The sequence below is a fragment of the Streptomyces sp. A3M-1-3 genome, from assembly GCF_024213665.1.
In the GTDB taxonomy this organism is placed as follows: domain Bacteria; phylum Actinomycetota; class Actinomycetes; order Streptomycetales; family Streptomycetaceae; genus Streptomyces.
The window spans coordinates 173,342-200,085 of record NZ_JANAVP010000009.1; the positions used below are offsets into that span (position 1 = coordinate 173,342).

At 69.8% G+C, this 26,744-nt stretch carries 22 protein-coding genes and 1 pseudogene; 16 read left to right on the plus strand and 7 right to left on the minus strand.

The genetic code is table 11. The annotated features are described in order from the left end of the window. The first annotated feature begins 15 nt into the window (after positions 1-15). The gene (locus NLX86_RS13055; RefSeq protein WP_254371814.1) at positions 16-1,161 is read left to right on the plus strand and encodes a cystathionine gamma-synthase; all 1,146 of its coding nucleotides are present in this window, start codon (positions 16-18) and stop codon (positions 1,159-1,161) included. Between the two features lie 464 nt (positions 1,162-1,625). On the opposite strand, the gene NLX86_RS13060 is transcribed toward NLX86_RS13055, so the two are convergent. The 4 genes from NLX86_RS13060 to NLX86_RS13075 all read right to left on the minus strand — a co-directional run bounded on the left by NLX86_RS13060 (position 1,626) and on the right by NLX86_RS13075 (position 3,248). Continuing rightward, positions 1,626-1,817: a DUF1059 domain-containing protein gene (locus tag NLX86_RS13060; protein ID WP_254371815.1), complete on the minus strand. Its 192-nt coding sequence runs from the start codon at positions 1,815-1,817 to the stop codon at positions 1,626-1,628. Between the two features lie 84 nt (positions 1,818-1,901). Further along, complete coding sequence (locus NLX86_RS13065; protein ID WP_254371816.1) at positions 1,902-2,153, minus strand: hypothetical protein; 252 nt, start codon at positions 2,151-2,153, stop codon at positions 1,902-1,904. Beyond that, positions 2,150-2,641 carry a sigma factor-like helix-turn-helix DNA-binding protein gene (locus NLX86_RS13070; RefSeq protein ID WP_254371817.1) on the minus strand — a complete coding sequence of 164 codons (492 nt, stop codon included), beginning with the start codon at positions 2,639-2,641 and terminating at the stop codon, positions 2,150-2,152. Before NLX86_RS13070 ends, NLX86_RS13065 begins: the two co-directional genes overlap by 4 nt. 43 nt (positions 2,642-2,684) lie before the next feature. Beyond that, the gene (locus tag NLX86_RS13075) at positions 2,685-3,248 is read right to left on the minus strand and encodes a MarR family winged helix-turn-helix transcriptional regulator (protein WP_374213877.1); all 564 of its coding nucleotides are present in this window, start codon (positions 3,246-3,248) and stop codon (positions 2,685-2,687) included. Positions 3,249-3,412: 164 nt separating this feature from the next. Between NLX86_RS13075 and ilvA the strand changes: the two genes are divergently transcribed. The 3 genes from ilvA to NLX86_RS13090 all read left to right on the plus strand — a co-directional run bounded on the left by ilvA (position 3,413) and on the right by NLX86_RS13090 (position 6,798). Beyond that, the gene (gene ilvA, locus NLX86_RS13080; RefSeq protein ID WP_254371819.1) at positions 3,413-4,642 is read left to right on the plus strand and encodes a threonine ammonia-lyase; all 1,230 of its coding nucleotides are present in this window, start codon (positions 3,413-3,415) and stop codon (positions 4,640-4,642) included. 336 nt (positions 4,643-4,978) lie between these two features. After that, positions 4,979-5,944, plus strand: coding sequence for an ATP-binding cassette domain-containing protein (locus NLX86_RS13085; RefSeq protein WP_254371820.1), 966 nt, complete (start codon positions 4,979-4,981; stop codon positions 5,942-5,944). Then, the gene (locus NLX86_RS13090; RefSeq protein ID WP_254371821.1) at positions 5,941-6,798 is read left to right on the plus strand and encodes an ABC transporter permease; all 858 of its coding nucleotides are present in this window, start codon (positions 5,941-5,943) and stop codon (positions 6,796-6,798) included. Before NLX86_RS13085 ends, NLX86_RS13090 begins: the two co-directional genes overlap by 4 nt. A gap of 75 nt (positions 6,799-6,873) precedes the next feature. Here the strand turns inward: NLX86_RS13090 and greA are convergent, their stop codons facing one another. Next, a complete protein-coding gene (gene greA / locus NLX86_RS13095; RefSeq protein WP_254371822.1) occupies positions 6,874-7,368 on the minus strand; it encodes a transcription elongation factor GreA in 495 nt (164 codons plus the stop codon). Positions 7,369-7,510: 142 nt separating this feature from the next. Continuing rightward, on the minus strand, positions 7,511-7,921 hold the full coding sequence (locus NLX86_RS13100) for a DUF4307 domain-containing protein (RefSeq protein WP_254371823.1): 411 nt from the start codon (positions 7,919-7,921) through the stop codon (positions 7,511-7,513). A 108-nt stretch (positions 7,922-8,029) separates the two neighbouring features. Here NLX86_RS13100 and mca point away from each other — a divergent pair, with 108 nt between their 5' ends. Next, a complete protein-coding gene (gene mca, locus NLX86_RS13105) occupies positions 8,030-8,905 on the plus strand; it encodes a mycothiol conjugate amidase Mca (protein WP_254371824.1) in 876 nt (291 codons plus the stop codon). Beyond that, on the plus strand, positions 8,898-9,164 hold the full coding sequence (locus NLX86_RS13110) for a hypothetical protein (protein WP_254371825.1): 267 nt from the start codon (positions 8,898-8,900) through the stop codon (positions 9,162-9,164). The genes mca and NLX86_RS13110 overlap by 8 nt, the downstream gene beginning before the upstream one ends. 379 nt (positions 9,165-9,543) lie before the next feature. Here NLX86_RS13110 and NLX86_RS13115 read toward each other — a convergent pair whose 3' ends face one another. Further along, positions 9,544-12,783, minus strand: a complete 3,240-nt coding sequence (locus tag NLX86_RS13115) for a tetratricopeptide repeat protein (RefSeq protein ID WP_254371826.1) — start codon at positions 12,781-12,783, stop codon at positions 9,544-9,546. 343 nt (positions 12,784-13,126) lie between these two features. Between NLX86_RS13115 and NLX86_RS13120 the strand changes: the two are divergent. From NLX86_RS13120 to NLX86_RS13165, 10 genes and pseudogenes are all read left to right on the plus strand, one after another. Next, positions 13,127-13,666 (plus strand): annotated as a pseudogene (locus NLX86_RS13120) (DUF255 domain-containing protein); the annotation flags it as partial. Positions 13,667-13,722: 56 nt separating this feature from the next. After that, positions 13,723-15,381, plus strand: coding sequence for a recombinase family protein (locus NLX86_RS13125; RefSeq protein WP_254371827.1), 1,659 nt, complete (start codon positions 13,723-13,725; stop codon positions 15,379-15,381). Positions 15,382-15,542: 161 nt separating this feature from the next. Continuing rightward, positions 15,543-15,785 carry a hypothetical protein gene (locus NLX86_RS13130; protein WP_254371828.1) on the plus strand — a complete coding sequence of 81 codons (243 nt, stop codon included), beginning with the start codon at positions 15,543-15,545 and terminating at the stop codon, positions 15,783-15,785. Positions 15,786-15,795: 10 nt separating this feature from the next. Beyond that, on the plus strand, positions 15,796-16,314 hold the full coding sequence (locus tag NLX86_RS13135) for a DUF6879 family protein (protein WP_374213874.1): 519 nt from the start codon (positions 15,796-15,798) through the stop codon (positions 16,312-16,314). 12 nt (positions 16,315-16,326) lie between these two features. Beyond that, positions 16,327-17,175 carry a helix-turn-helix transcriptional regulator gene (locus tag NLX86_RS13140; RefSeq protein ID WP_254371830.1) on the plus strand — a complete coding sequence of 283 codons (849 nt, stop codon included), beginning with the start codon at positions 16,327-16,329 and terminating at the stop codon, positions 17,173-17,175. Positions 17,176-17,727: 552 nt separating this feature from the next. Further along, entirely contained in the window at positions 17,728-19,818 is a 2,091-nt protein-coding gene (locus tag NLX86_RS13145) for a thioredoxin domain-containing protein (RefSeq protein ID WP_254371831.1), read from the plus strand. Positions 19,819-20,103: 285 nt separating this feature from the next. Continuing rightward, complete coding sequence (locus tag NLX86_RS13150; RefSeq protein WP_254371832.1) at positions 20,104-21,366, plus strand: glycosyltransferase; 1,263 nt, start codon at positions 20,104-20,106, stop codon at positions 21,364-21,366. After that, entirely contained in the window at positions 21,363-23,012 is a 1,650-nt protein-coding gene (locus tag NLX86_RS13155; protein ID WP_254371833.1) for a glycosyltransferase family 39 protein, read from the plus strand. Before NLX86_RS13150 ends, NLX86_RS13155 begins: the two co-directional genes overlap by 4 nt. A gap of 59 nt (positions 23,013-23,071) precedes the next feature. Then, entirely contained in the window at positions 23,072-24,241 is a 1,170-nt protein-coding gene (locus NLX86_RS13160; RefSeq protein ID WP_254371897.1) for a glycosyltransferase, read from the plus strand. Positions 24,242-24,306: 65 nt separating this feature from the next. Next, positions 24,307-26,679: a galactose oxidase-like domain-containing protein gene (locus NLX86_RS13165; RefSeq protein WP_254371898.1), complete on the plus strand. Its 2,373-nt coding sequence runs from the start codon at positions 24,307-24,309 to the stop codon at positions 26,677-26,679. Positions 26,680-26,744 lie beyond the last annotated feature (65 nt).

Below are 26,744 nucleotides of genomic sequence, written 5' to 3' on the forward strand. Positions count from 1 at the left end.
ACTAGGCTCTGGTTCATGAGCGACCAGCACAGTTTCGAGACTCTCGCGATCCATGCGGGCAACACCGCAGACCCTCTGACCGGCGCCGTCGTCCCGCCGATCTACCAGGTCTCCACCTATAAGCAGGACGGCGTGGGCGGGCTGCGCGGCGGCTATGAGTACAGCCGTTCCGCGAACCCGACCCGTACCGCGCTGGAGGAGAACCTCGCGGCGCTGGAGGGCGGCCGGCGCGGACTCGCCTTCGCTTCCGGCCTGGCGGCCGAGGACTGCCTGCTGCGCACGGTGCTCGTGCCCGGCGACCATGTCGTCATCCCGAACGACGCCTACGGCGGCACGTTTCGCCTCTTCGCGAAGGTCGTATCGCGGTGGGGCGTGGAGTGGTCCGTCGCGGACACGTCGGACCCGGCGTCGGTGCGGGCCGCGCTGACCCCGAAGACGAAGGTGATCTGGGTCGAGACCCCGTCGAACCCGCTGCTCGGCATCACGGACATCGCGGCCGTCGCGGACATCGCGCGCACGGCCGGCGCGAAGCTCGTCGTCGACAACACGTTCGCCAGCCCGTATCTCCAGCAGCCGCTGTCGCTCGGGGCGGACATCGTCGTGCACTCGCTCACCAAGTACATGGGCGGTCACTCCGACGTCGTCGGTGGCGCGCTGATCGCGGCGGACGCGGCGCTGGGCGAGGAGCTGGCGTACCACCAGAACGCGATGGGCGCGGTCGCCGGGCCCTTCGACTCCTGGCTGGTGCTGCGCGGTATCAAGACGCTGCCCGTCCGGATGGACCGGCACAGCGAGAACGCCGGGCGTATCGCCGAGATGCTCACCAAGCACCCGAAGGTCACCAAGGTCCTTTACCCGGGCCTGCCGGAGCACGCGGGGCACGAGGTCGCCGCCAAGCAGATGAGGGCGTTCGGCGGCATGGTGTCGTTCCAGGTCGAGGGCGGCGAGGAGGCGGCGGTCGGCGTCTGCAACCGGGCCAAGGTCTTCACGCTGGGCGAGTCCCTGGGTGGCGTCGAGTCGCTGATCGAGCACCCGGGCCGGATGACGCATGCCTCGGTGGCGGGGTCGGCGTTGGAGGTTCCCGCCGACCTGGTCCGCCTGTCGGTGGGCATCGAGGCGGTCGACGACCTGCTGGCGGACCTGACCCAGGCCTTGGGCTGACCGCCGGGCCGGTCCTGGGTTGCCGGGTTGCCGTGTTGCCGTGTTCCCGGGTTGCCGTGTTCCCGGGTTGCCGTGTTCCCGGGTTCCCGACCCGGGTTCCCGACCCGGGTTCCCGTGTTTCCGTCCCAGGTTCCCGCGTTCCCAGGTTCCCGGGTCCCAGGTTCCCGTGTTCCGGGTTCCCGTGTTCCGGGTTCCCGTGATCCTGGGTTCCCGCGTTCCCGCGTGCCCGTGCCCGTGTACGGTGCGCCGTCGCCCGGTCCCGGCCGGGCCGTTGTCCTGCCGTCCCGGTCCGGTCCGGGCTGTTCCTGCCGGCTCATTCCGGGCCGGGCGGCGCGCCCGCGTCGGGCCCGGGGCGGTCGAAGTTCGCTCGGCCGGGCGGGCCCCGCCGGCGCCGGCCCCGCCGGCGCCGGGCCCGACGGGGACCCCGACGAGCCCGTCGGGGACGAGCCCGCAGAGCGGAGCTGTCAGGCGCTGACCTTCTCGTCCTGGAGTGAGTCGCGGACCATCTGGCGCAGCTCGGCGTTGTCCTCGTGGCCATGGACGGAGATCGCGTGTTCGCTGGCGGCCCGGACGACTTCCTCCTCCTCACCGGAGATGGTGAGGCTGCAGTTCATCACGCTCGGCGAGTTGCGGCAGTCGGCAACTTTTCTGGTCATGACGGCCTCCTCGGCTCGTGCTGCTCACGCTTTACGCCGCTCATACCAGCATAGAACTGAACAAAGCTGCCGCCCTCCCGAGGCCTACCACCCCTCCAGCGGCGGCGCGATGTCCGTCGACGGCTCCAGCCAGGGCTCGGCCAGGGCCGCCCAAACCGAGAACGCGATCGCGGCCGCCACCAGCAGCAGCCACAGCAGCCGACGCGCCGCCCGGTGGCGGCGCAGGATGCGGTGGCCGCGTTCCGCAGCGGTGGCGGCGAGCTCCGCCGGTACCGCCGGGTGCGGGCCTTCCAGCATCCGCCGGACCTCGTCCTCCTTGCGGTCCGGCGGGCTCACGGCGCCACCTCCCCGGTCCGGGCGGCCGTCGGCCGCGGGCGTTCGGGGCGGCCCCCGCTGCGCATGGCGGCCATCGCGCGGGTGCAGATCGCCCGGACCCGTTCTGCCGGCAGCCCGAGCAGCGCCGCGGTCTGTTCCTCGGCGACCCCCTCGTACAGCCGCAGCACGAGGACGAGGCGCTCCTGCGGGGACAGCCGGGCCAGCACGCCCCCGCGCGCCCTGTGGTGATGACGCCAGGCGGTGCGGGCGAAGCGGGTGGCCAGTTCCTGGCGTGCGTGGTCGTACGGGTCCTCGCCGCGCAGCCGGTCCCACTCCGCGTACGTATGGGCGAGGGCAGCCGTCAGCAGCCGCTGCGCTTCGTCGTTCGCCTCGTCGGTCTCCGCGGTGAGCAGTGTCGCCGCATGCAGCAGCCGGCCTGCCGCGCCCGCGACGAATGCCTCGAACTCCCGGGCGCGGCGGCTGCCGTGGTTCGCCGCCCGTTCTCGCACCGTTCCTCCTGGCACTCATATGAGGCCAGGTTCGGCGCCCGGGTCAAGAGGTCGGAACGCCCCCGGTGCCGGAGACAACGCCCCCGGCGGCGGCGACGGCGTCCGCCTCGGCCGCGGCGGCCATCCTCGCGGACAGCGAGGAGTTGAAACGCGTGAGCAGGGTGCAGAACGACTCCCGCTCTTCCGGAGTCCAGCCCTCCGTCACCTGCGCCATCAGCTCGCGCCGCGAGGACCGCACCTCCTCCAGCCGGGCCAGGCCGCGCGGCGAGAGCTGGAGTACGACCGCACGGCCGTCCTCCGGGTGCGAGGTGCGCTTGACGAGGCCGGTGTCGACGAGCGGCGCGACCTGCCGGGTCACGGTGGAGGAGTCGATTCCCATGCCGGCCGCGAGTGCCTTGACGCCCATCGGCCCGTCCTGGTCGAGCCGGTTGAGCAGCAGATAGGCGGCGCGGTCCATGGAGTTGCGGACCTGGCCGACACCGCCGAGCCGGGTCTGCTCGGCCCGGCGTGCGAACACGGCCACCTGGTGCTGGAGGGCATCGAGGAGGCCGGGGGCAGCCGGGGGCTCGGGGGTTGTCCCCCGGGAATTAAGAGCAGTGGTCGTCATGTCCTCAGTGGTGGGCATGGCCTGGGGCTCTCTTCGTGCGGTGGTCGGTGGGTTGGGGGACAGAGTACGCGGCCACAAGCCGCCCCGTACCTGCGCTGAGCAAAACCGTACCCACGCCTTCTCCGGGGCGGCCGGGACGCCTGTGAGCTGCGAGACTGGCGGTCATGAGCTTCCGTACGTCACACCCCTTGCCTGCCCTGATCCTCGATGACATCCGTGGTGCTCAGAAGATGCTGTCCGGGGTGGCGAGGATGACCGCGATGGAAGGCAGCAGGCACCTGTCGCACTTGGTGGGAGCCCCGGTCCACCTCAAGTGCGAGAACCTCCAGCGCACCGGCTCCTTCAAGCTGCGCGGCGCGTACGTCCGGATCGCCGGACTCTCCCCCGAGGAGAAGGCGGCGGGGGTCGTCGCCGCGAGCGCGGGCAACCACGCGCAGGGCGTCGCACTCGCCTCCTCCCTCCTCGGCGTCCGGTCGACGGTCTTCATGCCGGCCGGGGCCCCGCTGCCGAAGGTCGCCGCGACCCGCGAGTACGGGGCCGAGGTGCGGCTGCACGGTCAGGTGGTGGACGAGACCCTGGCCGCGGCGCAGGAGTACGCGGAGAAGACGGGCGCCGTCTTCATCCACCCCTTCGACCACCGCGACATCATCGCGGGGCAGGGCACGGTCGGCCTGGAGATCCTGGAGCAGTGCCCGGAGGTACGGACGATCGTCGTCGGCATCGGCGGCGGCGGGCTCGCGGCGGGCATCGCGGTGGCGGTCAAGGCCGTACGGCCCGATGTGAAGATCGTCGGCGTGCAGGCGGCGGGGGCGGCCGCGTATCCGCCCTCGCTGGCGGCCGGGCACCCGGTGTCGATCGACGCGCCGCAGACCATGGCGGACGGCATCAACGTCGGCCGGCCGGGCGATGTCCCGTTCAAAATCATTGGCGATCTGGTCGACGAGGTCCGTACGGTCTCCGAGGACGCGCTCTCCAGCGCGCTGCTGCTGTGCCTGGAGCGGGCCAAGCTCGTCGTCGAGCCGGCCGGCGCCAGCCCGGTGGCGGCGCTGCTGAGCGAGCCCCGGTCGTTCGACGGGCCGGTGGTGGCGGTGCTCTCCGGCGGCAACGTCGATCCGCTGCTGATGCAGCGGATCCTGCGCCACGGCATGGCGGCGGCGGGACGGTATCTCTCGCTCCGCCTGCGGCTGACGGACCGGCCGGGGGCGCTGGCGAACCTGCTGGGGGTGTTGTCAGTGGTGGATGCGAACGTTCTCGATGTGGGCCATGTACGGACCGATCCGCGGCTCGGGCTCACGGAGGTGGAGGTGGAGCTCCACCTGGAGACGAAGGGCCCGGAGCACTGCGCCGAGGTCGGTGCGGCGCTGCGCGAGGCGGGTTACACGGTCATCGCGTAGGCCGTGACATCAGTCGCTGCCGCGACGGGCGACGCGGTGGGGGGGCCTCTGGGGGTAGCCCCTGGGGAGGTAGCTGGGGGACGTCGGCGACCGACGGCAACGCGGCGAGGCGCGGCCCGCCGCGGAGCGGCTGATGTCACTGCACGCAGCCCGGCATGATCGGCCGGACAGGGCCCAGGGCACTACGCAGGACGTCGCGTCGGCCATCGCGTCGGCCATCGCCCATGCCACCGCGCAGCCCGTCGCGCATGAGTCGTGTCCCACCCCTTGAGTAACGCGATATAACGCGATACCCTCTCCGGGAAATCACCCAAAATAACAACTGGGAGAACCCACATGCCAGGCGCCATCTACGCCGAAGGCCTCGTGAAGACCTTCGGCGACGTAAGGGCTCTGGACGGCGTCGACCTCGATGTCCCCGAGGGCACAGTTCTGGGCCTGCTCGGTCCCAACGGCGCGGGCAAGACCACCGCCGTACGCGTACTGACCACCCTGCTGCAGCCCGACAGCGGCAAGGCGGTCGTCGCCGGGATCGACGTGCTCAAGCACCCCAACGAGGTCCGCCGCTCCATCGGCCTCTCCGGCCAGTTCGCCGCCGTCGACGAGTACCTGACCGGCCGCGAGAACCTCCAGATGGTCGGTCAGCTCTACCAGATGAGCGGCAAGGACGCGAAGGCCCGCGCGGGCGAACTGCTCGACCGCTTCAACCTCGCCGACGCCGCCGACCGGCCCGCCAAGACCTACTCCGGCGGCATGCGCCGCCGGCTCGACCTCGCGGCCGCCCTGGTCGTCAGCCCGCCGGTGATGTTCATGGACGAGCCGACCACCGGACTCGACCCGCGCAACCGGATGGCCCTCTGGGAGGTCATCGAGGAACTGGTCGCCGGCGGAACGACACTGCTGCTCACCACCCAGTACCTCGAAGAGGCGGACCGGCTGGCCCACGACATCTGCGTCATCGACCACGGCAAGGTCATCGCCCGCGGCACCTCCGACCAGCTCAAGGCCCAGACGGGCGGCGAGCGCGTCGAGGTCGTCGTCCACCAGCGCGAGCAGATAGAGCCCGCCGGAGAGGTGCTGCGCGGCTTCAGTAAGGGCGAGGTGGCCGTCGAGGACCACACCCGCAAGCTCACGGCCCCCGTCGCGGGCGGCGCGAAGCTGCTCGCCGAGGTCATCCGCGAGCTGGACACCCGAGGCGTCGAGATCGACGACATCGGCCTGCGCCGCCCGACCCTCGACGACGTTTTCATCTCGCTGACCGGCCACGCGGCCGACAAGGCCGACGAGGAGGCCGCACAGTGACTGCCGTACAGGACGCCGTGAAGGTCGCGGCACCCCGGCCGCGCGGCGGCATCGTCCAGTCGGTCAACGACTCGCTGGTCGTCGCCAAGCGCAACCTGATCCGGATGACCCGCATCCCGGAAATGATCATCTTCGGGATGATCCAGCCGGTCATGTTCGTCGTGCTGTTCAGCTACGTCTTCGGCGGCTCGATCTCCGTCGAGGGCAACACCTCGCCCGCCGCCTACCGCGAATTCCTGATGGCCGGCATCTTCGCCCAGACCGTCACCTTCGCCACGGCGGGCGCGGGCGCAGGCATCGCCGACGACATGCACAAGGGCCTCATCGACCGGTTCCGGTCGCTGCCCATGGCCCGGGGCGCGGTGCTCACCGGACGCACCCTCGCCGACCTGGTCCAGACGGCACTGACCCTGGTGGTGCTCGCGATCGTCGCCCTGATCGTCGGCTGGCGTGCCCACGAGAACGTCGGCAAGGTGCTGGCGGGCTTCGCCCTGCTGCTCCTGCTCGGCTACGCCTTCTCGTGGATCGGCGCCCTGATCGGCCTCTCGGTCCGCACCCCCGAGGCGGCCACGTCCGGCGGGCTGATCTGGCTCTTCCCGCTGACGTTCATCTCCAACGCCTTCGTGCCGTCGGACAACATGCCGACGTTCCTGCGGCACATCGCGGAATGGAACCCGTTCAGCGCCACCGTGCAGGCCGCCCGCGAACTCTTCGGCAACCTGCCGCCGGGTTACCAGGCGCCCGAGGCGTGGCCCATGCAGCACCCCGTGTGGGCCTCGGTCCTGTGGTCGGTCCTGATCATCGTGGCCTTCCGGACCCTGGCCGTCCGCAAGTACCGCTCGGCGACCGCCTGACCGTACGAACGCAAAAGGAAGAGCCCCCGGCTGCCACATGGCGGCCGGGGGCTCCTCTGCGTACGTACGCTCCGGTCAGGAGTAGGGCTTGGCCTCGAGGATCTTCACCGAGGCCTTCTTGCCGTTCGGCAGCTCGTACTCGGCGTTCTCGCCGATCTTCTTGCCGTTGACGCCGGTCCCCAGCGGGGACTGCGGCGAGTACGTCTCGATGTCCGACGACGCGTACTCGCGCGACGCCAGCAGGAAGGTCATGGTGTCGTCCTCGTCGCCGTCGAAGGCGATCGTCACCACCGTGCCAGGCGCCACCACACCGGCGGTCGCAGGGGCCTCGCCGACCTTCGCGTGCTCGAGCAGCTGAGTCAGCTGGCGCACCCGGAGCTCCTGCTTGCCCTGCTCCTCCTTGGCCGCGTGGTAACCGCCGTTCTCCCGCAGGTCACCCTCCTCACGGGCCGCCGCGATCTTGGCAGCGATCTCCGTGCGTGCGGGACCCGACAGGTACGCCAGCTCGGCCTTGAGCTGGTCGTACGCCTCCTGGGTCAGCCAGGTGACGCTCTCAGTCGTCTGGGTCACAGGTGCTCCTCGTCGGTACTGGGATACAAAGCATCGCCCTACCCAAAGGATGTGCCGTCATGGGAGGGCGAAACCACGAGCCTAACAATTCAGGCGGAAAAGAGGGAGGACCTGCGACGTCAGAAGTACGTCAGGGGGTGGCTCAGCGGCCGGTGCCGGACTGGCATCCGACCAGTTCCACCATGGTCGCGCGGCCTGTTGTACGCAGCTTGACGATCTCGTCGACACGCTCCGCGCGCTGGTCGAACCGCACATCCTTGCGGCCGACTTCGGCGTGCTGCTCGTTCTGCGAACTGAGCGTACAGACGCCGGTCGCGCCGGCGTCCTTGCGGACCTCGAGGTGCACCCGCACCTCTGTGTCCGACACCACCTTGAACTTGATCATCTCGGCGCTGAGATCCTTGGCGACGACGTGGCTGTACCCGAACCAGCCGATCAGCGCGATCATCCCGGCGCCGAGGACCGCCCCCACGATCTTGAGCATGCGATCGGCGCGCGCGTCCGCGGAACGGCCGTACCGGCCCTCGGGCGGCTGCTCGCGCTCCGCACTCATGATCGTTCCTCCCGGTCAGGGGCTTTGGATCGGGCTCAGGAATTTTCCGCCCCCCGATTCGGTCACTATAGAAGCCGCCGATCGCGACGAATCACTGAGGATCGAGTCTTGACTGAGCAGCTTCGACTGATGGCCGTCCATGCCCACCCCGACGACGAGTCGAGCAAGGGCGCAGCCACCATGGCCAAGTACGTATCCGAGGGGGTGGACGTGCTGGTCGCGACCTGCACCGGCGGTGAGCGCGGCTCCATCCTCAACCCCAAGCTCCAGGGCGACACATACATCGAGGAGAACATCCACGAGGTCCGGGCCCGCGAGATGGACCAGGCCCGCGAGATCCTCGGCGTCAAGCAGGAGTGGCTCGGCTTCGTCGACTCCGGCCTCCCGGAGGGCGATCCGCTGCCGCCGCTGCCCCAGGGCTGCTTCGCGCTCCAGGACGTCGAGGAGGCGGCCGAGCCGCTGGTGCGGCTGATCCGCGAGTTCCGGCCGCAGGTCATCACGACGTACGACGAGAACGGCGGCTACCCGCACCCCGACCACATCATGACCCACAAGATCTCCATGGTGGCCTTCGACGCCGCGGGCGACCCGACGAAGTACCCCGGGGCGGGGCCGGCCTGGCAGCCGCAGAAGCTGTACTACAACCAGGGCTTCAACCGCCCGCGCACCGTCGCCCTGCACGAGGCGCTGCTGGCGCGCGGCATGGACTCCCCGTACGGGGAGTGGCTGGAGCGCTGGAAGGAGTTCCAGCGCGCCGACCGCACCCTGACGACGTACGTCCCGTGCGCCGAGTTCTTCGAGATCCGCGACAAGGCGCTCCTCGCGCACGCGACGCAGATCGACCCCGACGGCGGCTGGTTCCGGGTGCCGCTGGACCTCCAGAAGGAGGTCTGGCCGACCGAGGAGTACGAGCTCGCCAAGTCGCTCGTGGACACTTCCCTCCCCGAGGACGACCTCTTCGCGGGCATCCGGGACAATGCCTGACATGAGCGCTACTCACGCCGCTACTCAAGCACTGACCCAGTTCGTCCCGCTCGCCGCGGACTTCGACAAGAACAAGGTCACCCCCGGTGTCCTCGGCTTCCTCGTCTTCGCGGCGCTGGCCGTCGGCGTGTGGATGCTGATGAAGTCGATGAACCGCCACATGGGCCGGGTCAACTTCGAGGAAGCCCCGGATCCGGCGGAGGCGAAGTCGGCGGCGGCGCCGGCGGCGGCGCCGGGCGCGGACCCGAAGCGAAGCTGACCTGGGCGGGCGCCAGGGCCCTTGCGCCGGTCGCTCTTGCGGGGTGCGGGTGCGGTGCGGTGCGGGTGCCGCTGCGCGGGGCTGTCCCCTCCCCGCCCCTTCCCGAAACCGGGGGCAAGCCCCCGGCCCCCCGGGGCGCCGCGGTCCCGTCCGCGTCGCGCGGAACGGGCCCGCCGGCCCCGGCCTGCCGTTGCGCCGGGGCGCGCGGTCCGTCCGCTTCGCGTGGTACCGGCCGGCCCCGGCCTGCCGTCCGCCCCTCCCGGGCGTCGCGCGGAACGGGCTCGCCGGCCCCGGCTTGTCGTTGCGCCGGGGCGCGCGCGGTCCGTCCGCTTCGTGCGGTAGCGGTCCGCCGCCGGACAGCTGCCTGGCCCCCCGCGGGTCAGGGGGTCCGTACCGGTACTCCCATGACCTCCCGCGCGTGGCGGTTCGGGATCATGCCCAGGTGCCAGGCTTGCCAGCCTTCCTCCAGCTTTATGCCCCGCTCCAGCACCAGCGCGTACGCCTCCGCGCAGTCCTCCAGCTTGCCGTCCCGCGTGGGGTGCGGGGTCTGGAGGAGCTGGGACAGCTCCTCCAGGGCCACCGCCGTGCCGATCTCCGAGCCGCCCGCCGACGCGTACGGCAGCAGCGTGCAGCGCAGGAAGCGTGCCCAGTCCCCGCCGCGGAGATCGCCGTACGACGCGAACAGGCGCGCCGCCTCGTCGCACAGCTCCAGCGCCTGCGGGGCGCGCTGGTTCCCCGCGTCGATCACCGCCAGCTCCAGGCACGTCCACGCCTCCCCGTGCGCGACCCCGATCCGCCGGAAGTCCTGGCGGGCATCGACCAGGAGCTGCCGCGCGAACCCGCTGTTGCGCAGGTTCCCCGTCTGCGCCGCGCGCTGGTCACGGGTGGCCCGCCCCGAGTGGTGCCGGGCGCACGCCAGGCCGTACACATCCCGCATCCGGGAGAACATCGTCCGCGCGCGCTCCAGCTCCCGCACCGCCTGATCCGTCTCCCCGCGCTCCTCCAGCGCCTGGCCCAGGTAGTACAGCGTCCACGCCTCCCCGCGCGCGTCCTCCGCCTCCCGGTGCCGGGACAGCGCCTGCCGCAGCTGGTCCACGGCCGGCGCCGGGTCACCGTCCACCAGACGGGCCCGCGCCAGCTGCGTCAGTGCCCACGCCTCGCCGCGGCCGTCGCGCGTACGCCCGTACAGATCCAGCGCCTCGCGCAGCTCCGACTCGGCCCCCGGTACGTCGCCCATCCGCAGATACAGCTGCCCCAGCTGGAAGTGGGCCCACCCCTGCCCGTGCAGGCTCTCGCTGTTCCGGTGCAGGATGAGGGCCGTGGTCAGCAGGGTCATCGCCTCCGCCAGCTGCGCCCGGTCCCGCTCCACCGCCGCCAGCGCGTGCAGCGTCCACGCACGGTCGGCGGCCAGCTCGTCCGTGGACTGCAGCGCAAGCGCCTCCCGCAGCTTGACCGCCGCCTCCGTGAGGTTGCCCTGATGGTGCAGGGTGATACCGAGTGAGCACAGCGCCCGCGCCGCGCCCGCCTCGTGCCGGGCCTCGAAGTACAGGTCCACCACCGACGACAGCGTCGTACGCGCCTTGTCCAGCTCACCCAGCTGCCGGGCCGCGATGCCCGTACGCCACTGGACCGACCGGACCAGCAGCCCCTGGTCGACCGCCTGCGTCAGCTCGCTGATCTCGCCCAGCCGGTACAGATCGCCGCGCAGCAGGCAGTAGTCGCACAGCGCGCCCAGCAGATCCAGTACGGCCCGCTGGTCCACGCCCTCCGCGTGCCGCAGCGCCGCCGTGATGAAGCTCGACTCGTCGTCCAGCCAGCGCAGGGCCGCGTCCAGCGACGTGAAGCCGTGACCCCCGAACTGATCGGCCCGCGTCGACGTCTTGCCGTCCACCAGTCGGATCACCGAATCCGCCAGCTCCGCGTAACTGCGGATCAGCCGCTCCTGCGCGGCCGAGCGCTCCGCCGGATCCTCCTCATCGACCAGCCGCGCGTGCGCGAACGCCCGTACCGTGTCATGCAGCCGGTACCGGCTGCCCCGCACCCGGTCCAGCAGCCCCGCCCCCGCCAGTCCCGCCAGCCGGCGCTCCGCCTCCTCCTCGTCCGTGGCGAGCAGCGCGGCTGCCGCCGCCGTACCCAGACTCGCCCGCCCCGCCAGCGCCAGCCGCCGCAGTAGCCTGCGCGCCTCCTCCGACTGGTCCGTGTAACGCAGCCACAGCGCCCGCTCGACCGGCTCGACCGGCCCGTACGCACCAAGGTCCGCGGCCAGCGCCCGTGGCGTACGCGACCCCATCGACGACCCCATCGACGATCCCGCGATCCGCAGTGCCAGCGGCAGCCCGCCGCACAACTCCCGCACCAGCGAGGCCGCCTCGCCGTCGTAAGGCCCCTCCGTGTCCTCCGACACGGCTCGCAGCAGCTCCTCCGCCCCCGCCTCGTCGATCGCCTCCACGGGCAGCTGGTGCACCCACGCCGGAATGTCCGCCGGCAGCTCCAGCGGCCCGCGCGCGGTCACCAGCACCAGGCTCTCCGAACGCTCCGGCACCAGCGTCCGCACCTGCGCCGCGTCGCTCGCGTCATCCAGGACCACCGCCACCGGCAGACCGGTCAGCTGCTGGTGGTACAGCTCGCCCAGCCTGCGGACCTGCTGCTCCGCCGAGGACCGCTCCCGGAACAGCAGCTGCTCGCGCGGCGCGCCCAGCCGGTTCAGCAGATGCAGCAGCGCGTCCCGCGTCGACAGCGGCGCCTCGTCCCGGCTGCCGCCGCGCAGGTTCACCAGGCAGGCACCCCGGAACTGGTCCTTCAGGTGGTGCGCCGCGCGTATGGCGAGCGTCGTCCGCCCCACCCCCGGCGCACCGTGCAGCACCACGATCACCGGCTTAGTCTCGGTGCTCGCCCGCGCCGCCTGCACCCACTGCGCGATCCGCCCCATCTCCTGGCGCCGGCCCGCGAACGGCCCGGCCGGCTCCGGCAGATGCCCGAACGACTGCTCCAGCACACTGCGCCTGCGCGCCGCCGCACTCCGGTCGGTGCCACGCAGCGGCGGACCGGCCACGGCCTGCTTCTTCGCCGCACGCCCCGCCGCACCGGTACGGGTCGCCGCCGCCACCATCCGCTGCTGGTCCAGGAACGGGCGGATGCCCCGTACCTCCAGAGCCGTCAGCCACTGCAGCCGCAGCTGCTCGGCCCCGCCCGGCTGGGCCAGCGCGCCGGCCCGACGATGGGCGGCGGGCCAGTGCGAGGCGGTCACCTTCAGTACGGTCGCCGCCGCCCCGGCGACGGCGACCACCGCCCCGGCCCCGAGCGCCGGCCCGGCCCCGGTACCGAGCGCCAGGTCAGCCCCGACGGCGGCCGCCGCGGCAACCGCCGTGACCAGCACCGGGGTTCCCAGACTCTGCCTGCTGAGCCGCTCGCCGAGCGGCTGCTGCCCGGCCGCCGCCTCGTCGAGCGCGTGCAGGTACGCGGTGTACTCCTCGGCCGCCGCGGCGGCCATGGAATCCAGCCCCTCCCGGGCCCGCGCCAGCAGCACGGTCCGGTCCGCCTGCCCGCCGGTCCGCCGCACCTCTTCCTCCACGGCCCGTGCCAACAGCCTCTCGGCTTCCGCCCGATGGCTGTCCCGCATGTGGATCCCCCTCCGAGAGCTTCGGTTCGACGACCAGTGTCGTGCGTGCGGCGCGCGAGCGCGAGGGAGTCAGGAGAGCAAGTGATGGCGCTCGCACCGGAATTGGGCCACAGAGGCTGCCCCGAACACTCGAACGGGTGAGGTTCCTGGCCTGCGGTGACCCGTCACGGATTCGCGCGTTGGACTGACTGTCGGATGAATTCTCGAATGGGAACGGACCATGATGCAGCCCATATCAACAGCGACCGCCGGATCGGACCCCGTCCCGGTCGCCTCATACGCCCGTACGTCGGAGGACTTCCGCAAGCGCGATGCCCACGGGTGACCCCGGTCTGGAAGTGGACGGACCGAGCGCCCGCGCGTGCCGTCTGAGGCCACCGGGCAGGGTGGCTGGCCCATGACCGTTCTTCTGACGGCCGGCGCCGAGCCGTTCTACTTCGGTACGTACTTCCCGCCCGAGCCCCGGCACGGCATGCCCTCGTTCCAGCAGGTCCTGGAGGGGATCAGGGCCGCCTGGGCCGACCGGCGGGACCAGGTCGGGGAGGTGGCCGGGAAGGTTGTGCGGGATCTGGCCGGGCGGACGCTCTCGTACGGTGGGTCCGGCGTACCCGGTGAGGAGGAGCTCGCGCAGGCGTTGCTCGGGCTGACGCGGGAGTACGACGCGAACCATGCCGGTTTCGGCGGGGCGCCCAAGTTCCCGCCGTCGATGGCGCTCGAGTTCCTGCTGCGACACCACGCGCGTACCGGGGCCGAGGGTGCGCTGCAGATGGCGGCGGACACCTATGAGGCGATGGCGCGCGGCGGGATCTACGACCAGCTCGGGGGCGGGTTCGCTCGGTACTCGGTGGACCGGAAGTGGGTTGTACCGCACTTCGAGAAAGTCCATGTCTAAGGTCTATCCCTTCCGTACCCTTTTCCTTGACAGTGAAGGGGGTTGCGGTGCGCGAGGATCACGCGACGCTGGTCGGGTTGGGGCTCAGCCATGAGGAACTGGAAGCCATGGGGCTGGACAAGCCCGCCACGGCGGAACCGAACGGGCTCATGGATGCCTACCTGCGACGCAGCAACAAGAAGGAGGACCTGGCCACCCTCCGAGGGCATCTGCGAGACCTGGTGCGCTGGGCGCAGGTGGACGGGCTCCAGATCCGGCACGTCTGGTTCGAACAGCTCTCGGCATCCAAGACCTACGTACGACGGCAGGAGTTCGAGAAGGCCACACAAGCCATCATGGACGGCAGGTCCAAGACGCTCGGCGTGTGGAAGACGGACCGCTTCGACCGGCGGGGCATGGGGGCTGTCGGCCGGATGCTCGATGAGTTCGACCGTCGGCAATCCCGACTCGTGTCCGTCTCCGAGGGGCTGGACTCGTCCAAGGGCGGACGCATGGTCTTCGCCATCCTGAGCGAGCGCGCCAGGGAGGAAGCGAAGGACATCGCGAAGCGCGTGAAGATCGGCCACGACTCGCACAAGGCGGAGGGGCGACGCGGAACGGGTAGGCCCCCGTTCGGGCTCTACAGCGCTCCAGGGAGCGGCACGGTCGAACACCACAGGGACGAGTACGAGACCGCCCGTCGGCTCGCGGGTCTGTTGCTCGACAAGAAGACCACGAAGGACACGGCCCACAAGCTCAATGAGGAGGGCCACCGGACCCGAAGTGGGGCCACCTGGTCACCGACTGCTGTGAGCAAGCTCGCGCAGTCCCCGCTGTTCGCGGGCATGGTCCCGGTCCGCAGACGCAAGACGGACGAGCATGGCAATCCCCTGGACAGTTGGGAGGGCTACGGAGAGCCCCTGCGCAATGAAAGGGGCGAGATCGTCATGTGTGGCAAGGGAGTTGTGACTCCCACGGAGTGGTTCAGAATCAAGGCGCTCATTGCGGAACGGACCGATGACCGTTGGGCGAAGGGGAAGCCTGAGGCGAAGTATCTGGGCACCGGCAGCTACCAGTGTGGCCGGATGCGAGACAAGAAGGGCACGGGGGAGCTTGAGCGGTGTGGTGGCTCGATGAGTCACCGTGGAGGGCGCTACCGGTGCGAAGTCCGGCAAACGCGCGGCAAGTCCATCTGTGAGGGCGTTGTGACACTCGCCGACCGTATCGACCACGCGGTTGGGCAGGCGTGGGTCAACCACATCACCGCGCTTGAGCCGGATGACCCGGTGATCACGGAGATAGCCCGCCGGTGGCTCGCTTTTGCGGACCCTGAGACGCAGGCCAAGAAGGAAGAAGCTCAGAAGGCGCTTGAAGCCGCCCAGAAGCGTGTGAAGAAGCTCGAAGACGACTTCTACGTGTACGGGAAGATGGACGAAGAGCGCTTCGAGGAACTGAGTGAGGGGCAGCGCGCCGTCATCGAGAGCACGACCGCCACTCTGGAAGCCCTGGACGCTGAAGCTGACCTCACCCCTCTCATGCAGATCGAGAATCTGCGGGAGGCGTGGGTGGAGGCTGACATGGCGGACAAGCGCATGCTCTTGAAGTGCGCTCTTGGGAAGAAGGGCATCACGGTCAGGCCGGCAGCGCGACAGGGGGACCCCACGCCGATTCTTGAGAGGCTTGAGTTCGACTGGCTCTCGAAGAGGGCCGTAGCCGCCGAAATCTGAGGTGGCAATGTGGGCGGGGGGATCGCTCCGTCCACGTGGTGACGAAGTGACGGAATGACAATTAGTCCCGTTCCATGCTGGCGGAGGCCCTCTTGCGCAGCTCAGTTGCAAGGGTGAGGCTCGTGCACGCTGGTGCAACCCACTCGACGGCGGGAGCGATCGTGACCCTAAAGTTCCTCGGCATCATCCCGAACACGCCGACTGACGAGTCTCCGACGATCTGGCTCCACGTGGAGACCGGTGACCTTCTGATCCAGTCGTACAAGGCGACGGAGGAGGAAGTGAAGGCGTGCCAGGAGATCGGTTCGATCCCGGGCCACTCCACGGACGTGCCGGACCACGAGACGATCATCCGGGTTCCCGCGGTAATGCTGAAGTACATCCCCCGCCCGGACGACAACTGAGAGGCAGGAAGTGCAGCCACCCGCGCGTCATGCACTGGCACGAGCACAACACTCGGCAGTGCACCTTGAGTTGCGTGACAGCTACATGCTCGATGACCCCGAGTTCATCGCGTGGCAGCAGGGCAAGCGCCTTGACCCCGCTGACCGGTCTTCGTGGTGGGGCGGCTGGCACGACGCGGTGCGCGAAGCGACGGCCCGTGGGGTAGCGGTCCGTCGGGTCCGGATCGTGTCCGAGCCGATCAGCGACTACGTGCGCTACGAGTACGACTGCACCTTCACGAACATCGCAGCGGGTGAGCTGGTCGGATGGCTGCCGAGAAGGCAGACCACAGATCTGGCCCTGCCCGGTACGGACTTCTGGGTCTTCGACGGGGCACAGGCCCTGTTCCATCACTTCACCGGAGACGGGCAGCTCGACCAGGACGGGCGGGAGTACGTGGATGACCCTGAGCGGGTGAAGCTGTGCGCCGGCGCCTTCGAGGCCGTATGGCAAAGGGCCATCCCCCACGAGGAGTACCGACCGCGCTGACCTGTCACCACCATGGCTGTCTCACCATCTTCGAGCGCGCAGCAGGCCCGGCAAGCTCTGGCGAACCGACTCGCTGAGCTGTGCCGGGATGCCGGCCTGACCGGACGGGATATCGCCCGTCTGTGCTCCTGGCATCCGTCCAAGTCGTCACGGATCATGAACGCGCGTACGCCCCCGTCCGCTGACGACATCCGGGCGTGGTGCCGTGCCTGTGGCGCGGAGGATCAGACCGACGACCTGATTGCATCACTGCGCACTGCCGAAGGCATGTGGATCGGGTGGCGGCGCATGGAACGCGCCGGGCTCAAACAGGCACAGGAAGCCCGCTTGCCGCTGTTCGAGCGCACCCGCCGATTCCGCGCCTACTCGTCGTGGTTCGTTCCGGGACTGATCCAGACGTACGGCTACACCGAGGCCGTGTTGCGTGCTGTCCAGCGGAGACGGGTCGCAGTGGACGACGTGGCCGACGCGGTAGCTGTCCGCATGGAGCGGCAACGCGTGCTCTACGAGGGCGATCGACGGTTCGCGTTCCTGGTTGAGGAATCGGTCTTGCGGAACGGGATCGGCGGGGCGGAGGTGCAAGAGGAACAGCTCTGCCATCTCCTCACAGTCGGCGCGCTGCCCCGCGTGAGCCTGGGCGTGGTGCCCACACGAACCGATCGGTCACGGATGCCGGTGGAAGGATTCTGGATCTTCGACACCGCACAGGCCAACGTCGAGCTGGTCTCCGGCTATCTCACCCTCACGCAGCCCAGCGAGGTTGCCGCCTACGCCGAGACCTTCACGGAGCTGGCCGATCTGGCGGTCTACGGCGCGAAGGCCCGCGCGCTGATCACCGCGGCGAAGGACTCCCTCCGGTAATTGGCGTGCAACCGTGTGCAATCCCCTGGGTTCTGGGGTTCCACGGTTCCTAGCGTGTTCTCCATCGGGACGACACGAGGAGCGGGCCGTGCAGCTGACCACGTAATCGCAACCACCAGTAGAGCTGCCGTTGCGCGTGGCTCGCATGGCGGGCGAAGGTTCCAAGGTCAGCGACTGCAACGTGGAGCTTCGGAATCACCCGCACGGGAGACGGCGGGGCCGGGATGATCAGCGCCGCTGAGATCGGAAAGCGGGTCGAGGACAGCGCAGGCCGTGTCGGCATTCTCCGCGACGTGATCCCGGATTACGAAGACCCTGCCGACCCACCGGGCGCGCGACGCAAGCGCCCCACGGCGTTCCTACGGCCCGAACGCGGTTGGCAAGGAGTGGTCGGCCGCTCCGGGGGACGTGAGCCCTTCCTGAAGCTCCTGGTCGCCCGGGAGAGTGTCGCCCCCTGGCAGGTGCACACGTGATTCGCTCCGCTGATTGCGTCCGCTGCCATCCCCTCGTGGCACATCGGCGGCGTTTCGACGGGTGCGCAAGGATGGGGGTATGCCCAACCGACTTGCGCACGCCACGTCCCCGTACCTCCTCCAGCATGCGGACAATCCAGTGGACTGGTGGCCGTGGGAACCGGCGGCTTTCGAGGAGGCCCGTCAGCGCAATGTGCCCGTGTTCCTGAGTGTCGGCTATAGCTCCTGTCACTGGTGCCATGTGATGGCGCACGAGTCCTTCGAGGACGAGCTGACGGCCGCGTACATGAACGAGCACTTCGTGAGCATCAAGGTTGACCGGGAGGAGCGGCCGGACGTCGACGCCGTCTACATGGAGGCGGTGCAGGCGGCGACGGGGCAAGGGGGATGGCCGATGTCCGTCTTCATGACGGCCGATGGGGAGCCCTTCTACTTCGGTACCTATTTCCCGCCCGAGCCCCGGCCCGGGATGGCCTCGTTCACGCAGGTGCTCGAAGGCGTACGGACTGCCTGGGTCGGCCGGCGTGAGGAGGTGGCCGAGGTCGCGCAGAAGATCACCCGTGACCTGGCCGGCCGCGCACTCGGGGCAGGGGGTTCGGGACTGCCGACCGCCGAGTCCCAGGGCAACGCCCTGCTCCAGCTGACCCGGGACTACGACCCGGCGAGCGGCTGGTTCGGGGGAGGCGACACGAAGTTCCCGCCGAGCATGGTCGTGGAGTTTCTTCTCCGCCACCATGCCCGGACCGGGTCGGACGGCGCACGGGAGATGGCGGAAGGCGCCTGCGAGGCCATGGTGCGATCCAGCCTGTTCGACCAGGTGGGAGGCGGGTTCCATCGCTACGTGCTGCGCGGACCCAATGGATCTTTGGTACCGCACTTCGAGAAGATGCTGTATGACAATGCGCTGCTCTGTCGGGTGTATGCGCATGTGTGGCGCGCCACCGGTTCGGAGCTGGCCCGCAGGGTCGCTCTGGAGACCGCCGACTTCATGGTGCGGGAGCTGCGCACGCGTGAGGGCGGTTACGCCTCGGCGCTCGACGCCGACAGTGCAGTCGAAGACGGATGGGGGCACCCCCAGGCCGAAGGCTCTGGGGGAGGCAGCGGCAGGCATGTCGAGGGCGCGTTCTACGTGTGGACGCCGGCGCAGCTGCGCGAGGTGCTGGGGGAGGAGGACGGCGACTTCGCCGTCCGGTACTTCGGGGTGACGGAGGAGGGCACTTTCGAGGAGGGGGCCTCGGTCCTTCAGCTGCCGCAGGGTGATGGCGTGGTGGAGGCGGGCCGGGTGGCCTCCGTCAGGGAGCGGCTGCTGGCCGCCCGCGAGGAGCGGCCGCGCCCCGGTCGGGACGACAAGATCGTGGCGTCCTGGAACGGGCTGGCGATCGCCGCGCTCGCCGAGACGGGGGCGTACTTCGGCCGGCCGGACCTGGTGGAGCGGGCGACCGAGGCCGCCGATCTGCTCGTACGGGTGCACATGGACGGCAGGGCGCGGCTGGCCCGGACCTCCAAGGACGGTCACGTCGGTGCGAACGCCGGGGTCCTGGAGGACTACGCGAATGTCGCCGAGGGGTTCCTCGCGCTGGCCGCGGTGTCCGGGGAGGGCGTGTGGCTGGAGTTCGCGGGGTTCCTGACGGACATCGTGCTGGATCAGTTCAGGGGTGAGGACGGCGTCCTGTTCGACACGGCGCACGATGCCGAGCAGCTCATCCGCCGGCCGCAGGACCCGACCGACAGTGCCACGCCGTCGGGGTGGACGGCGGCGGCGGGCGCGTTGCTGTCGTACGCGGCGCACACCGGGTCGGAGGCGCACCGGACGGCCGCCGAGCGGGCGTTGGGTGTGGTGAAGGCGCTGGGTCCGCGTGCGCCGCGGTTCATCGGCTGGGGGCTCGCGGTGGCCGAGTCGCTGCTCGACGGGCCGCGTGAGGTGGCCGTGGTGGGTGGGCCGGACGACGTGCGGACGCAGGAGCTGCACCGCGCGGCGCTGTTGGCGACGGCTCCGGGTGCGGTGGTCGCGGTGGGGGAGCCGGGGAGCGACGAGATGCCGCTGCTGGCCGACCGGCCGCTGGTGGAGGGCCGGCCCGCCGCGTTCGTGTGCCGGCATTTCGTGTGTGCCGCGCCGACTTCCGATGTGGCGGTGCTGGCGGGGCAGTTGGGGGCGCGTTCCGGCGCGTGATCTGGCTCGGGTGGTGCGCCGTGGTGTGCGGGGGCACCGTACACGGCGTCAATGTTTCTTGATCGTACGCCAGTTCAGAAACACGCTTTTTATGTGTTCAGTGTCTGAGTTTCACCTTCTCCCCCTATTCTCTCCACGAGAGACTCGGACTCGCGTACTGGGGAGTACGCGGAGGGGGAAGACAGGGGCAGCGCCGGACAGGGGGTCCGGCCGCGATCCGCCCCTTGGGGGAATCACGCGATGTTGCGGCGCGCGGCGCCTCAGCAGGTCCAAGGGGGGACCTTTTTGTTCACTTCTGTGTTTATTGCTGCCGTTTCGCTGGCGCTGTTCTGGATGGCGGCGTTCACACTCTGGTGGCAGATGCATGCCTGGCGTACGCCGGAAACACTCGCCGCCACCAGCTTCGCCCGCCCGCACGGCGGCGTGGGGCTCTCCTTCTCCCTGCTGCTGCCGGCCCGGCATGAACAGGCCGTGCTGGAGCACACCATCGAGCGACTGCTCGAATCCAGCCACACCAACTACGAGATCATCGTGATCGTCGGGCACGACGACCCGGAGACCGCCGCCGTCGCCGAGCGCGCGGCGTCCCGCGACCCGGTCCGGGTACGGGTCATCACCGACACCCACGAGGTCAAGAACAAGCCCAAGGCGCTCAACACCGCCCTCCCGCACTGCCGCGGCGACATCGTGGGCGTCTTCGACGCCGAGGACCAGGTCCACCCCGAGCTGCTCGCGCATGTGGACCACGCCTTCACGTCCACCGGCGCCGATGTCGTCCAGGGCGGGGTCCAGCTGATCAACTTCCACTCCAGCTGGTACAGCCTGCGCAACTGCCTGGAGTACTTCTTCTGGTTCCGCTCCCGCCTGCACCTGCACGCGCAGAAGGGCTTCATCCCGCTCGGCGGCAACACCGTCTTCGTCCGTACGGACGTGCTGCGCGAGGCCGACGGCTGGGACCAGAACTGCCTGGCCGAGGACTGCGACCTCGGTGTGCGGCTGTCGAGTGTCGGCAAGAAGGTCGTCGTCGCGTACGACAGCGACATGGTCACCCGCGAGGAGACCCCCGGCACGCTGATGAGCCTGCTCAAGCAGCGGACCCGGTGGAATCAGGGCTTCCTCCAGGTCTACCGGAAGAGGGACTGGAAGCAACTCCCTGGCTTCGGGCAGCGGTTGCTCGCCCGCTACACCCTCATGACGCCGTTCCTGCAGGCATTCTCCGGCGTGATCATCCCGCTCAACGCGGGCATCGCGTTCTTCCTCGATGTCCCCGTCGGCGTCGCCATCGTGACCTTCCTGCCCCTGATCACGGCCATGGTCACGTTCGTCTTCGAGATCGTCGGACTGCACGACTTCGGCAAGCAGTATGGCCTCCGCGTCCGCTTCGTCCACTACCTGAAGCTCATCATCGGCGGCCCCTTCTACCAGATCCTCCTGGCCGGCGCCGCGATGCGCGCCGTCTGGCGGGAGCAGCGCGGCCGCAACGAGTGGGAGCTGACCAGCCATGTCGGCGCGCACCTCACTGAGACCCGAGAGGATGTCCACCGGTGACCGCAACTCTGCCTACGGCCACTGACACCGACACCGCCACCCTCCCCGCACAGCGGCCGGCGCCCGAGGCCGCGGCCCCGGGACACGTCCGGCCCGTCATCCGGTTCCGCAGCTCGCGGCCCGACCTGCTGCTCTGCTTCGGGCTGCTGGTCGTGATCATGCTCGTCCAGGGCTGGAACATCACCCACTTCCCGACGCTCAGCGACGACGAGGGCACCTACCTCGCGCAGGCGTGGGCCGTGCAGCAGGGCGACGGCCTCGCCCACTACACATACTGGTACGACCATCCGCCGCTCGGCTGGATCCAGATAGCCGGCCTCACCTGGCTGCCGTCGCTGATCGCGCCCGAGTCCATGACCGTGGCCACGATGCGCTTCGCGATGCTGCTGGTCAGCGCCGCGTGCGCGGTGCTGCTGTACGTACTGGCGCGCCGGCTGTTCCTGCCGCGCTGGGCGGCCGCGCTGGCCATGGTGCTGTTCGGGCTGTCGCCGCTCTCCGTCGTCCTCCAGCGGGAGATCTTCCTCGACAACATCGCGGTCATGTGGATGCTGCTGGCCTTCTGCCTGGCCGCTTCCCCCAACCGTCACCTGTGGCACCACTTCGGTGCGGGGCTCGCCGCCGCGGTCGGCGTGCTCACCAAGGAGACGATGCTGGTGGTGCTGCCGGCACTGCTGGTGACGATGTGGCGGCACAGCCACAAGGACACCCGCAAGTTCGCGGTACCCGGCGCGATCACCGCCTGCACCATGATCGGCCTGTCGTACCCGCTGTTCGCGCTGCTGAACAACGAGCTGTTCCCCGGGCCCGGCCATGTGTCGCTGATCGACGGCATCACGTACCAGATGGGCCGCGCGGGTTCCGGCTCCGTCTTCGACACCGCCTCCGGCTCGCACGGCGTCTTCCGGTCCTGGCTCTACTACGACCGGGTGCTGCCGCTCGGCGGCCTGGCCGGCGCGGCCCTGCTGCTGCTCACCACCCGCTGGTCGGTCACCGCACGGGCGCTCGCGGGCCCCGCGCTGGTGGTGGCCATCCTGGCGGTCGTGGCGATGCGCCCGTCCGGCTACCTGCCCGCGATGTACGTCATCCAGGCGCTGCCGTTCCTGGCGCTGGTACTGGCCGGCGGCGCGGCGAGCGTGGCCCACGCCGTACTGCGCAAGCGGCGGCGGGCGAACGAGGGGAAGGCGCTGTCGTACGGGCGCTGGACGGTGGCTGTCGTACTGGCGGCTTCCGCGGCCGTGTACGTCGTGCCGCGCTGGTACGACGGCAATCAGGCGGCGCTGACCACCGACGCCAACGGCCCCTACCGGCAGGCCGCGGCCTGGCTCGGCAAGGAGGTGCCGGACCCGGCGGATGCCCGGGTGCTCGTCGACGACGCGCTCTGGCTCGACCTGGTGCACCAGGGCTATCAGCCGGGGCTCGGCGCGATCTGGTTCTACAAGGCCGACCTCGACCCGGCGGTGACGAAGACGATGCCGCGCGGCTGGCAGGACATCGATTACGTCGTCTCGTCCCCGACCGTTCGCCGGGACGCCGTTGATCTGCCCAACGTCAAGGCTGCACTGGAGCATTCGACGCCGGTCGCCGTCTTCGGCGAGGGCGAGGACCGGATCGAGATCCGGCAGATCACGGGAGCTGATGAGCAGTGAGCAAAGGGGGTCTGGGGGGCTTCCCCCAGGAGAATGCTGTTCCCGAACGAGCTGAGGAACTGGGTGATCCGGATCTTCACGCCGCCGAGGTGGCCGAGCCCGGCGCCGTCACCGTCATCATCCCGACCTTCAACGAGTCGGCCAACGTGGCGGAGTTGCTGAGCCGGCTCACCGACTCCGTGCCCTCCCGGCTGCCCTGCGAGGTCGTCTTCGTCGACGACTCCACGGACGACACCCCGGAGGTGATCGGCAAGGCGGCGCAGGACTGCCCCTTTCCGGTTTCCGTCATCCACCGCGACACCCCGACGGGCGGCCTCGGCGGCGCGGTCGTCGAGGGCATCAAGGCGGCCGGCTCGGACTGGATCGTCGTCATGGACGCCGACCTCCAGCATCCGCCCGCGCTCGTGCCCGAACTGGTCGCGGCCGGCGAGCGGTCGGGCGCCGAACTCGTCGTCGCCAGCCGCTACATCCGCGGCGGCAGCCGGGCAGGGCTGGCCGGCGGCTACCGGATCGCCGTCTCGCGCGGCGCCACCTGGCTGACCAAGGCGCTCTTCCCGCGCCGGCTGCACGGCATCAGCGACCCGATGAGCGGCTTCTTCGCGATCCGGCGCTCCGCGGTGACCGCGGACGCGCTGCGGCCGCTGGGCTACAAGATCCTCCTCGAACTCGCGGTGCGCTGCCGGCCGGAGAAGGTCGCCGAGGTGCCGTTCGTCTTCCAGGACCGGTTCGCCGGTGAGTCCAAGTCGACGGCGAAGGAAGGGGTGCGCTTCCTTGGGCACCTCTCCGCGCTGCGTACGTCGTCGCCGCTGGCCCGGATGCTCGCCTTCGGCCTGATCGGGCTGACCGGGTTCGTACCGAACCTGGTCGTCCTCTCCTTCCTCACCTCCGCCGGGATGCACTTCCTGCCGGCGGAGGTCGTCGCCAACCAGTTCGGCGTCGTGTGGAACTTCCTCCTCATCGAGGTGCTGCTGTTCCGCGACCGCCGTGCGCACCGGCACTGGGTGGACCGGGTGGGCCGGTTCGCGCTGTTGGCCAACGCCGATCTGCTGCTGCGCATCCCGTTGATCGCCCTGTTCGTGGGCCAGTTCCAGTTGGCGGTTCTGCCCGCCACCACGCTCGCGCTGCTGACCACCTTCGTGCTGCGGTTCGCGGCCACCGAAGCCCTGGTCTATCTGCCGCGCAGGAGTAGCCGTAGCAGCCGAGGGAGCCGCACAGAAAGGACCGCGTAATGCCACCATCCACGATCCCGAAGGGACGAAGTCGCCGCAGACAGGCGATGCTGGCCGTCGGCGCCATGACGGCGGGGCTGTTGATATCTGTTCCGCAGCAGCAGGCTTCGGCAGGGCCGCCCAACCTGATCTCCAATCCGGGCTTCGAGACGGCGGGCACCGGGGACATGCCGGCCTGCTGGTCGAAGTCCGGCTGGGGCGACAACGACTTCACCTTCGCCACCGTCCCTGACGCGCACTCCGGCACCAAGGCGATGAAGGTGACGCTGACCCGGCGGCTGAGCGGTGACCGCAAGGCGCTGATCACCGAGAACACGGCGTGCGCGCCCAAGGTGACGCCGGACCGGCAGTACGACCTGTCGCTCTGGTACAAGAGCGACACCCCCGACACTTCGGTCACGCTCTTCCGGCACGACACGACCGCCGGCTGGCAGTACTGGACGGACCTCAAGACCCTCCCGATCAGCCCGGCCTACCAGCGCACGGAGGTCCGTACGCCCGTCGTCCCGGCCGGCACCGACCAGATCGCGTGGGGTGTGTCGGTGTACGGCACGGGCAGCGTCACCACCGACGACTACGTGATGGAGGAAGTCACCCCGCCCGCGCCCGAGCCGCAGTGCACGGCGACGCCGGTGGAGTGCGAGAAGGGCCGCTGGGATGTCCTTCCGGTGCAGAACCCGGTGCGTTCCATGCACTCCGTGGTGCTGCACAACGGCAAGGTGCTGCTGATCGCGGGCTCCGGCAACGACCCGACGCTGTTCGCGGCGGGCACGTTCACCTCCGCCGTGTACGACCCGGCGAACGGCAGCTTCAAGACCGTCCCCACACCCGTCGACATGTTCTGCGCCGGCCATGTGCAGCTCCAGGACGGCCGGGTGCTGATCATGAGCGGCAACAAGGGCTATCCGTCCGCCGACGGCAAGATCGGCTACCAGGGGCTGAAGGACTCGTACACCTTCGACCCGGCGACCGAGTCGTATACGAAGACGAACGACATGAACGGCGGGCACTGGTACCCGTCGGCGACCGTCCTCGGCAACGGTGACGTCATCTCCTTCGGCGGTCTGAAGGAGGACTCGACGGGCAATGTGACGGCGGAGAAGTTCTCCGCGGCGCAGAACAAGTGGCTGCCGTGGTACGAGGTCAACCAGACCTGGTCGTTCTGGGGCCTGTACCCGTCGATGATCCTGATGCAGGACGGCCGGCTGTTCTACTCCGGCAGCCACACCTTCGGCAACGGCACGCCGGGCACGGGCGCCTCCATCTACGACTACAACGCCAACACCGTCACCGACGTGCCCGGTCTGCAGAGCAAGGACCAGCGCGACGAGTCGGCGAGCGTGCTGCTTCCCCCGGCCCAGGACCAGCGGGTGCTGACCGTGGGCGGCGGCAACAACGAGAGCAACCCGGTCGCGAACCGGTACACGGACATCATCGACCTCAAGGCCCCCAACCCGGTCTACACCCCCGGCCCGCTGCTGCCGCAGGGCCAGGTCGACCAGGGGCTGGGCAAGCGCCCGCAGACGGGCGCCGAGGGCAAGATGTACGTCTCCGCCGTGCTGCTGCCGGACGGCAAGGTGCTGGAGACGGGCGGCGGTCTGCACGACCGGGCCGATCCGGTGTACGAGGCGTCGTTCTTCGACCCGACGACGAACACGTACCAGTCGGGCCTGGCGACGGACCCGATCCCGCGGACGTACCACTCGTCGGCGTTCCTGCTGCCGGACGGCCGGGTGATGGCGGCCGGTGACAACCCGGGCAACGGCACCTTCAACCACAACGTGTCGATCTACACGCCGCCGTATCTGCTCAAGGGCGCCCGCCCGCAGATCACTTCGGTCATCGACACGCAGTGGACGTACGGGGACACCCAGCGGATCACCGTCAACCGGCCCATCGCCAAGGCGGAGCTGATCCGTCCGGCCGCGGTGACCCACTCCTCCGACCCCAACCAGCGGTTCGTGGACCTGCCGCTGACGGTCGACGGGAACAACATCGACCTCAATGTCACCAGCAACCCGAACCTGGCTCCGCCCGGCTGGTACATGCTCTACGCGGTCGACGCGGGCGGCATCCCGTCGGTGGCGAAGTGGGTGCACCTCGGCGGGCCCGCGGCGCTGGCGAAGGACGCCCCTTCGGCGCACGTCCACGCGTTCGCGGACGATCCGGAGAAGGCGCCCAAGAAGCCGTTGAAGAAGCGCGCTTCGGCTCCGGTCGCGCCGACGATCGCGGGCTGCGACCGGCACTACGGCACGGCCAACGTCTGCGTCCCGACCGTCTTCCCGAAGTCGGTCAAGGCGACGACGAAGGCCCGCTGCGAGTGGCTCGCGACCCACGACTACGGCCGGCTGAAGGTCAACGGCAAGGACGATCCGCTGCGGCTGGACCCGGACCGGGACGGGCGCACGTGCGGGAAGGGAGACCTGCGCAGGCGGTGACCCGGCAGTGACCCGCCGGCAGTGACCCGCAGGCGGTGACCCGCCGGCAGGTGACTCGCTGATCA

Coding starts and splice junctions, on each gene's coding strand:
- NLX86_RS13100 (WP_254371823.1), bottom strand. CDS start 7,921: ATGAGTGCGGAGCGCGAGCAGCCGCCCGAGGGCCGGTACGGCCGTTCC.
- NLX86_RS13145 (WP_254371831.1), top strand. CDS start 17,728: ATGCCCAACCGACTTGCGCACGCCACGTCCCCGTACCTCCTCCAGCAT.
- NLX86_RS13110 (WP_254371825.1), top strand. CDS start 8,898: ATGCCTGACATGAGCGCTACTCACGCCGCTACTCAAGCACTGACCCAG.
- NLX86_RS13060 (WP_254371815.1), bottom strand. CDS start 1,817: ATGACCAGAAAAGTTGCCGACTGCCGCAACTCGCCGAGCGTGATGAAC.
- NLX86_RS13085 (WP_254371820.1), top strand. CDS start 4,979: ATGCCAGGCGCCATCTACGCCGAAGGCCTCGTGAAGACCTTCGGCGAC.
- NLX86_RS13075 (WP_374213877.1), bottom strand. CDS start 3,248: ATGACGACCACTGCTCTTAATTCCCGGGGGACAACCCCCGAGCCCCCG.
- ilvA (WP_254371819.1), top strand. CDS start 3,413: ATGAGCTTCCGTACGTCACACCCCTTGCCTGCCCTGATCCTCGATGAC.
- NLX86_RS13165 (WP_254371898.1), top strand. CDS start 24,307: ATGACGGCGGGGCTGTTGATATCTGTTCCGCAGCAGCAGGCTTCGGCA.
- NLX86_RS13115 (WP_254371826.1), bottom strand. CDS start 12,783: ATGCGGGACAGCCATCGGGCGGAAGCCGAGAGGCTGTTGGCACGGGCC.
- NLX86_RS13055 (WP_254371814.1), top strand. CDS start 16: ATGAGCGACCAGCACAGTTTCGAGACTCTCGCGATCCATGCGGGCAAC.
- NLX86_RS13140 (WP_254371830.1), top strand. CDS start 16,327: ATGGCTGTCTCACCATCTTCGAGCGCGCAGCAGGCCCGGCAAGCTCTG.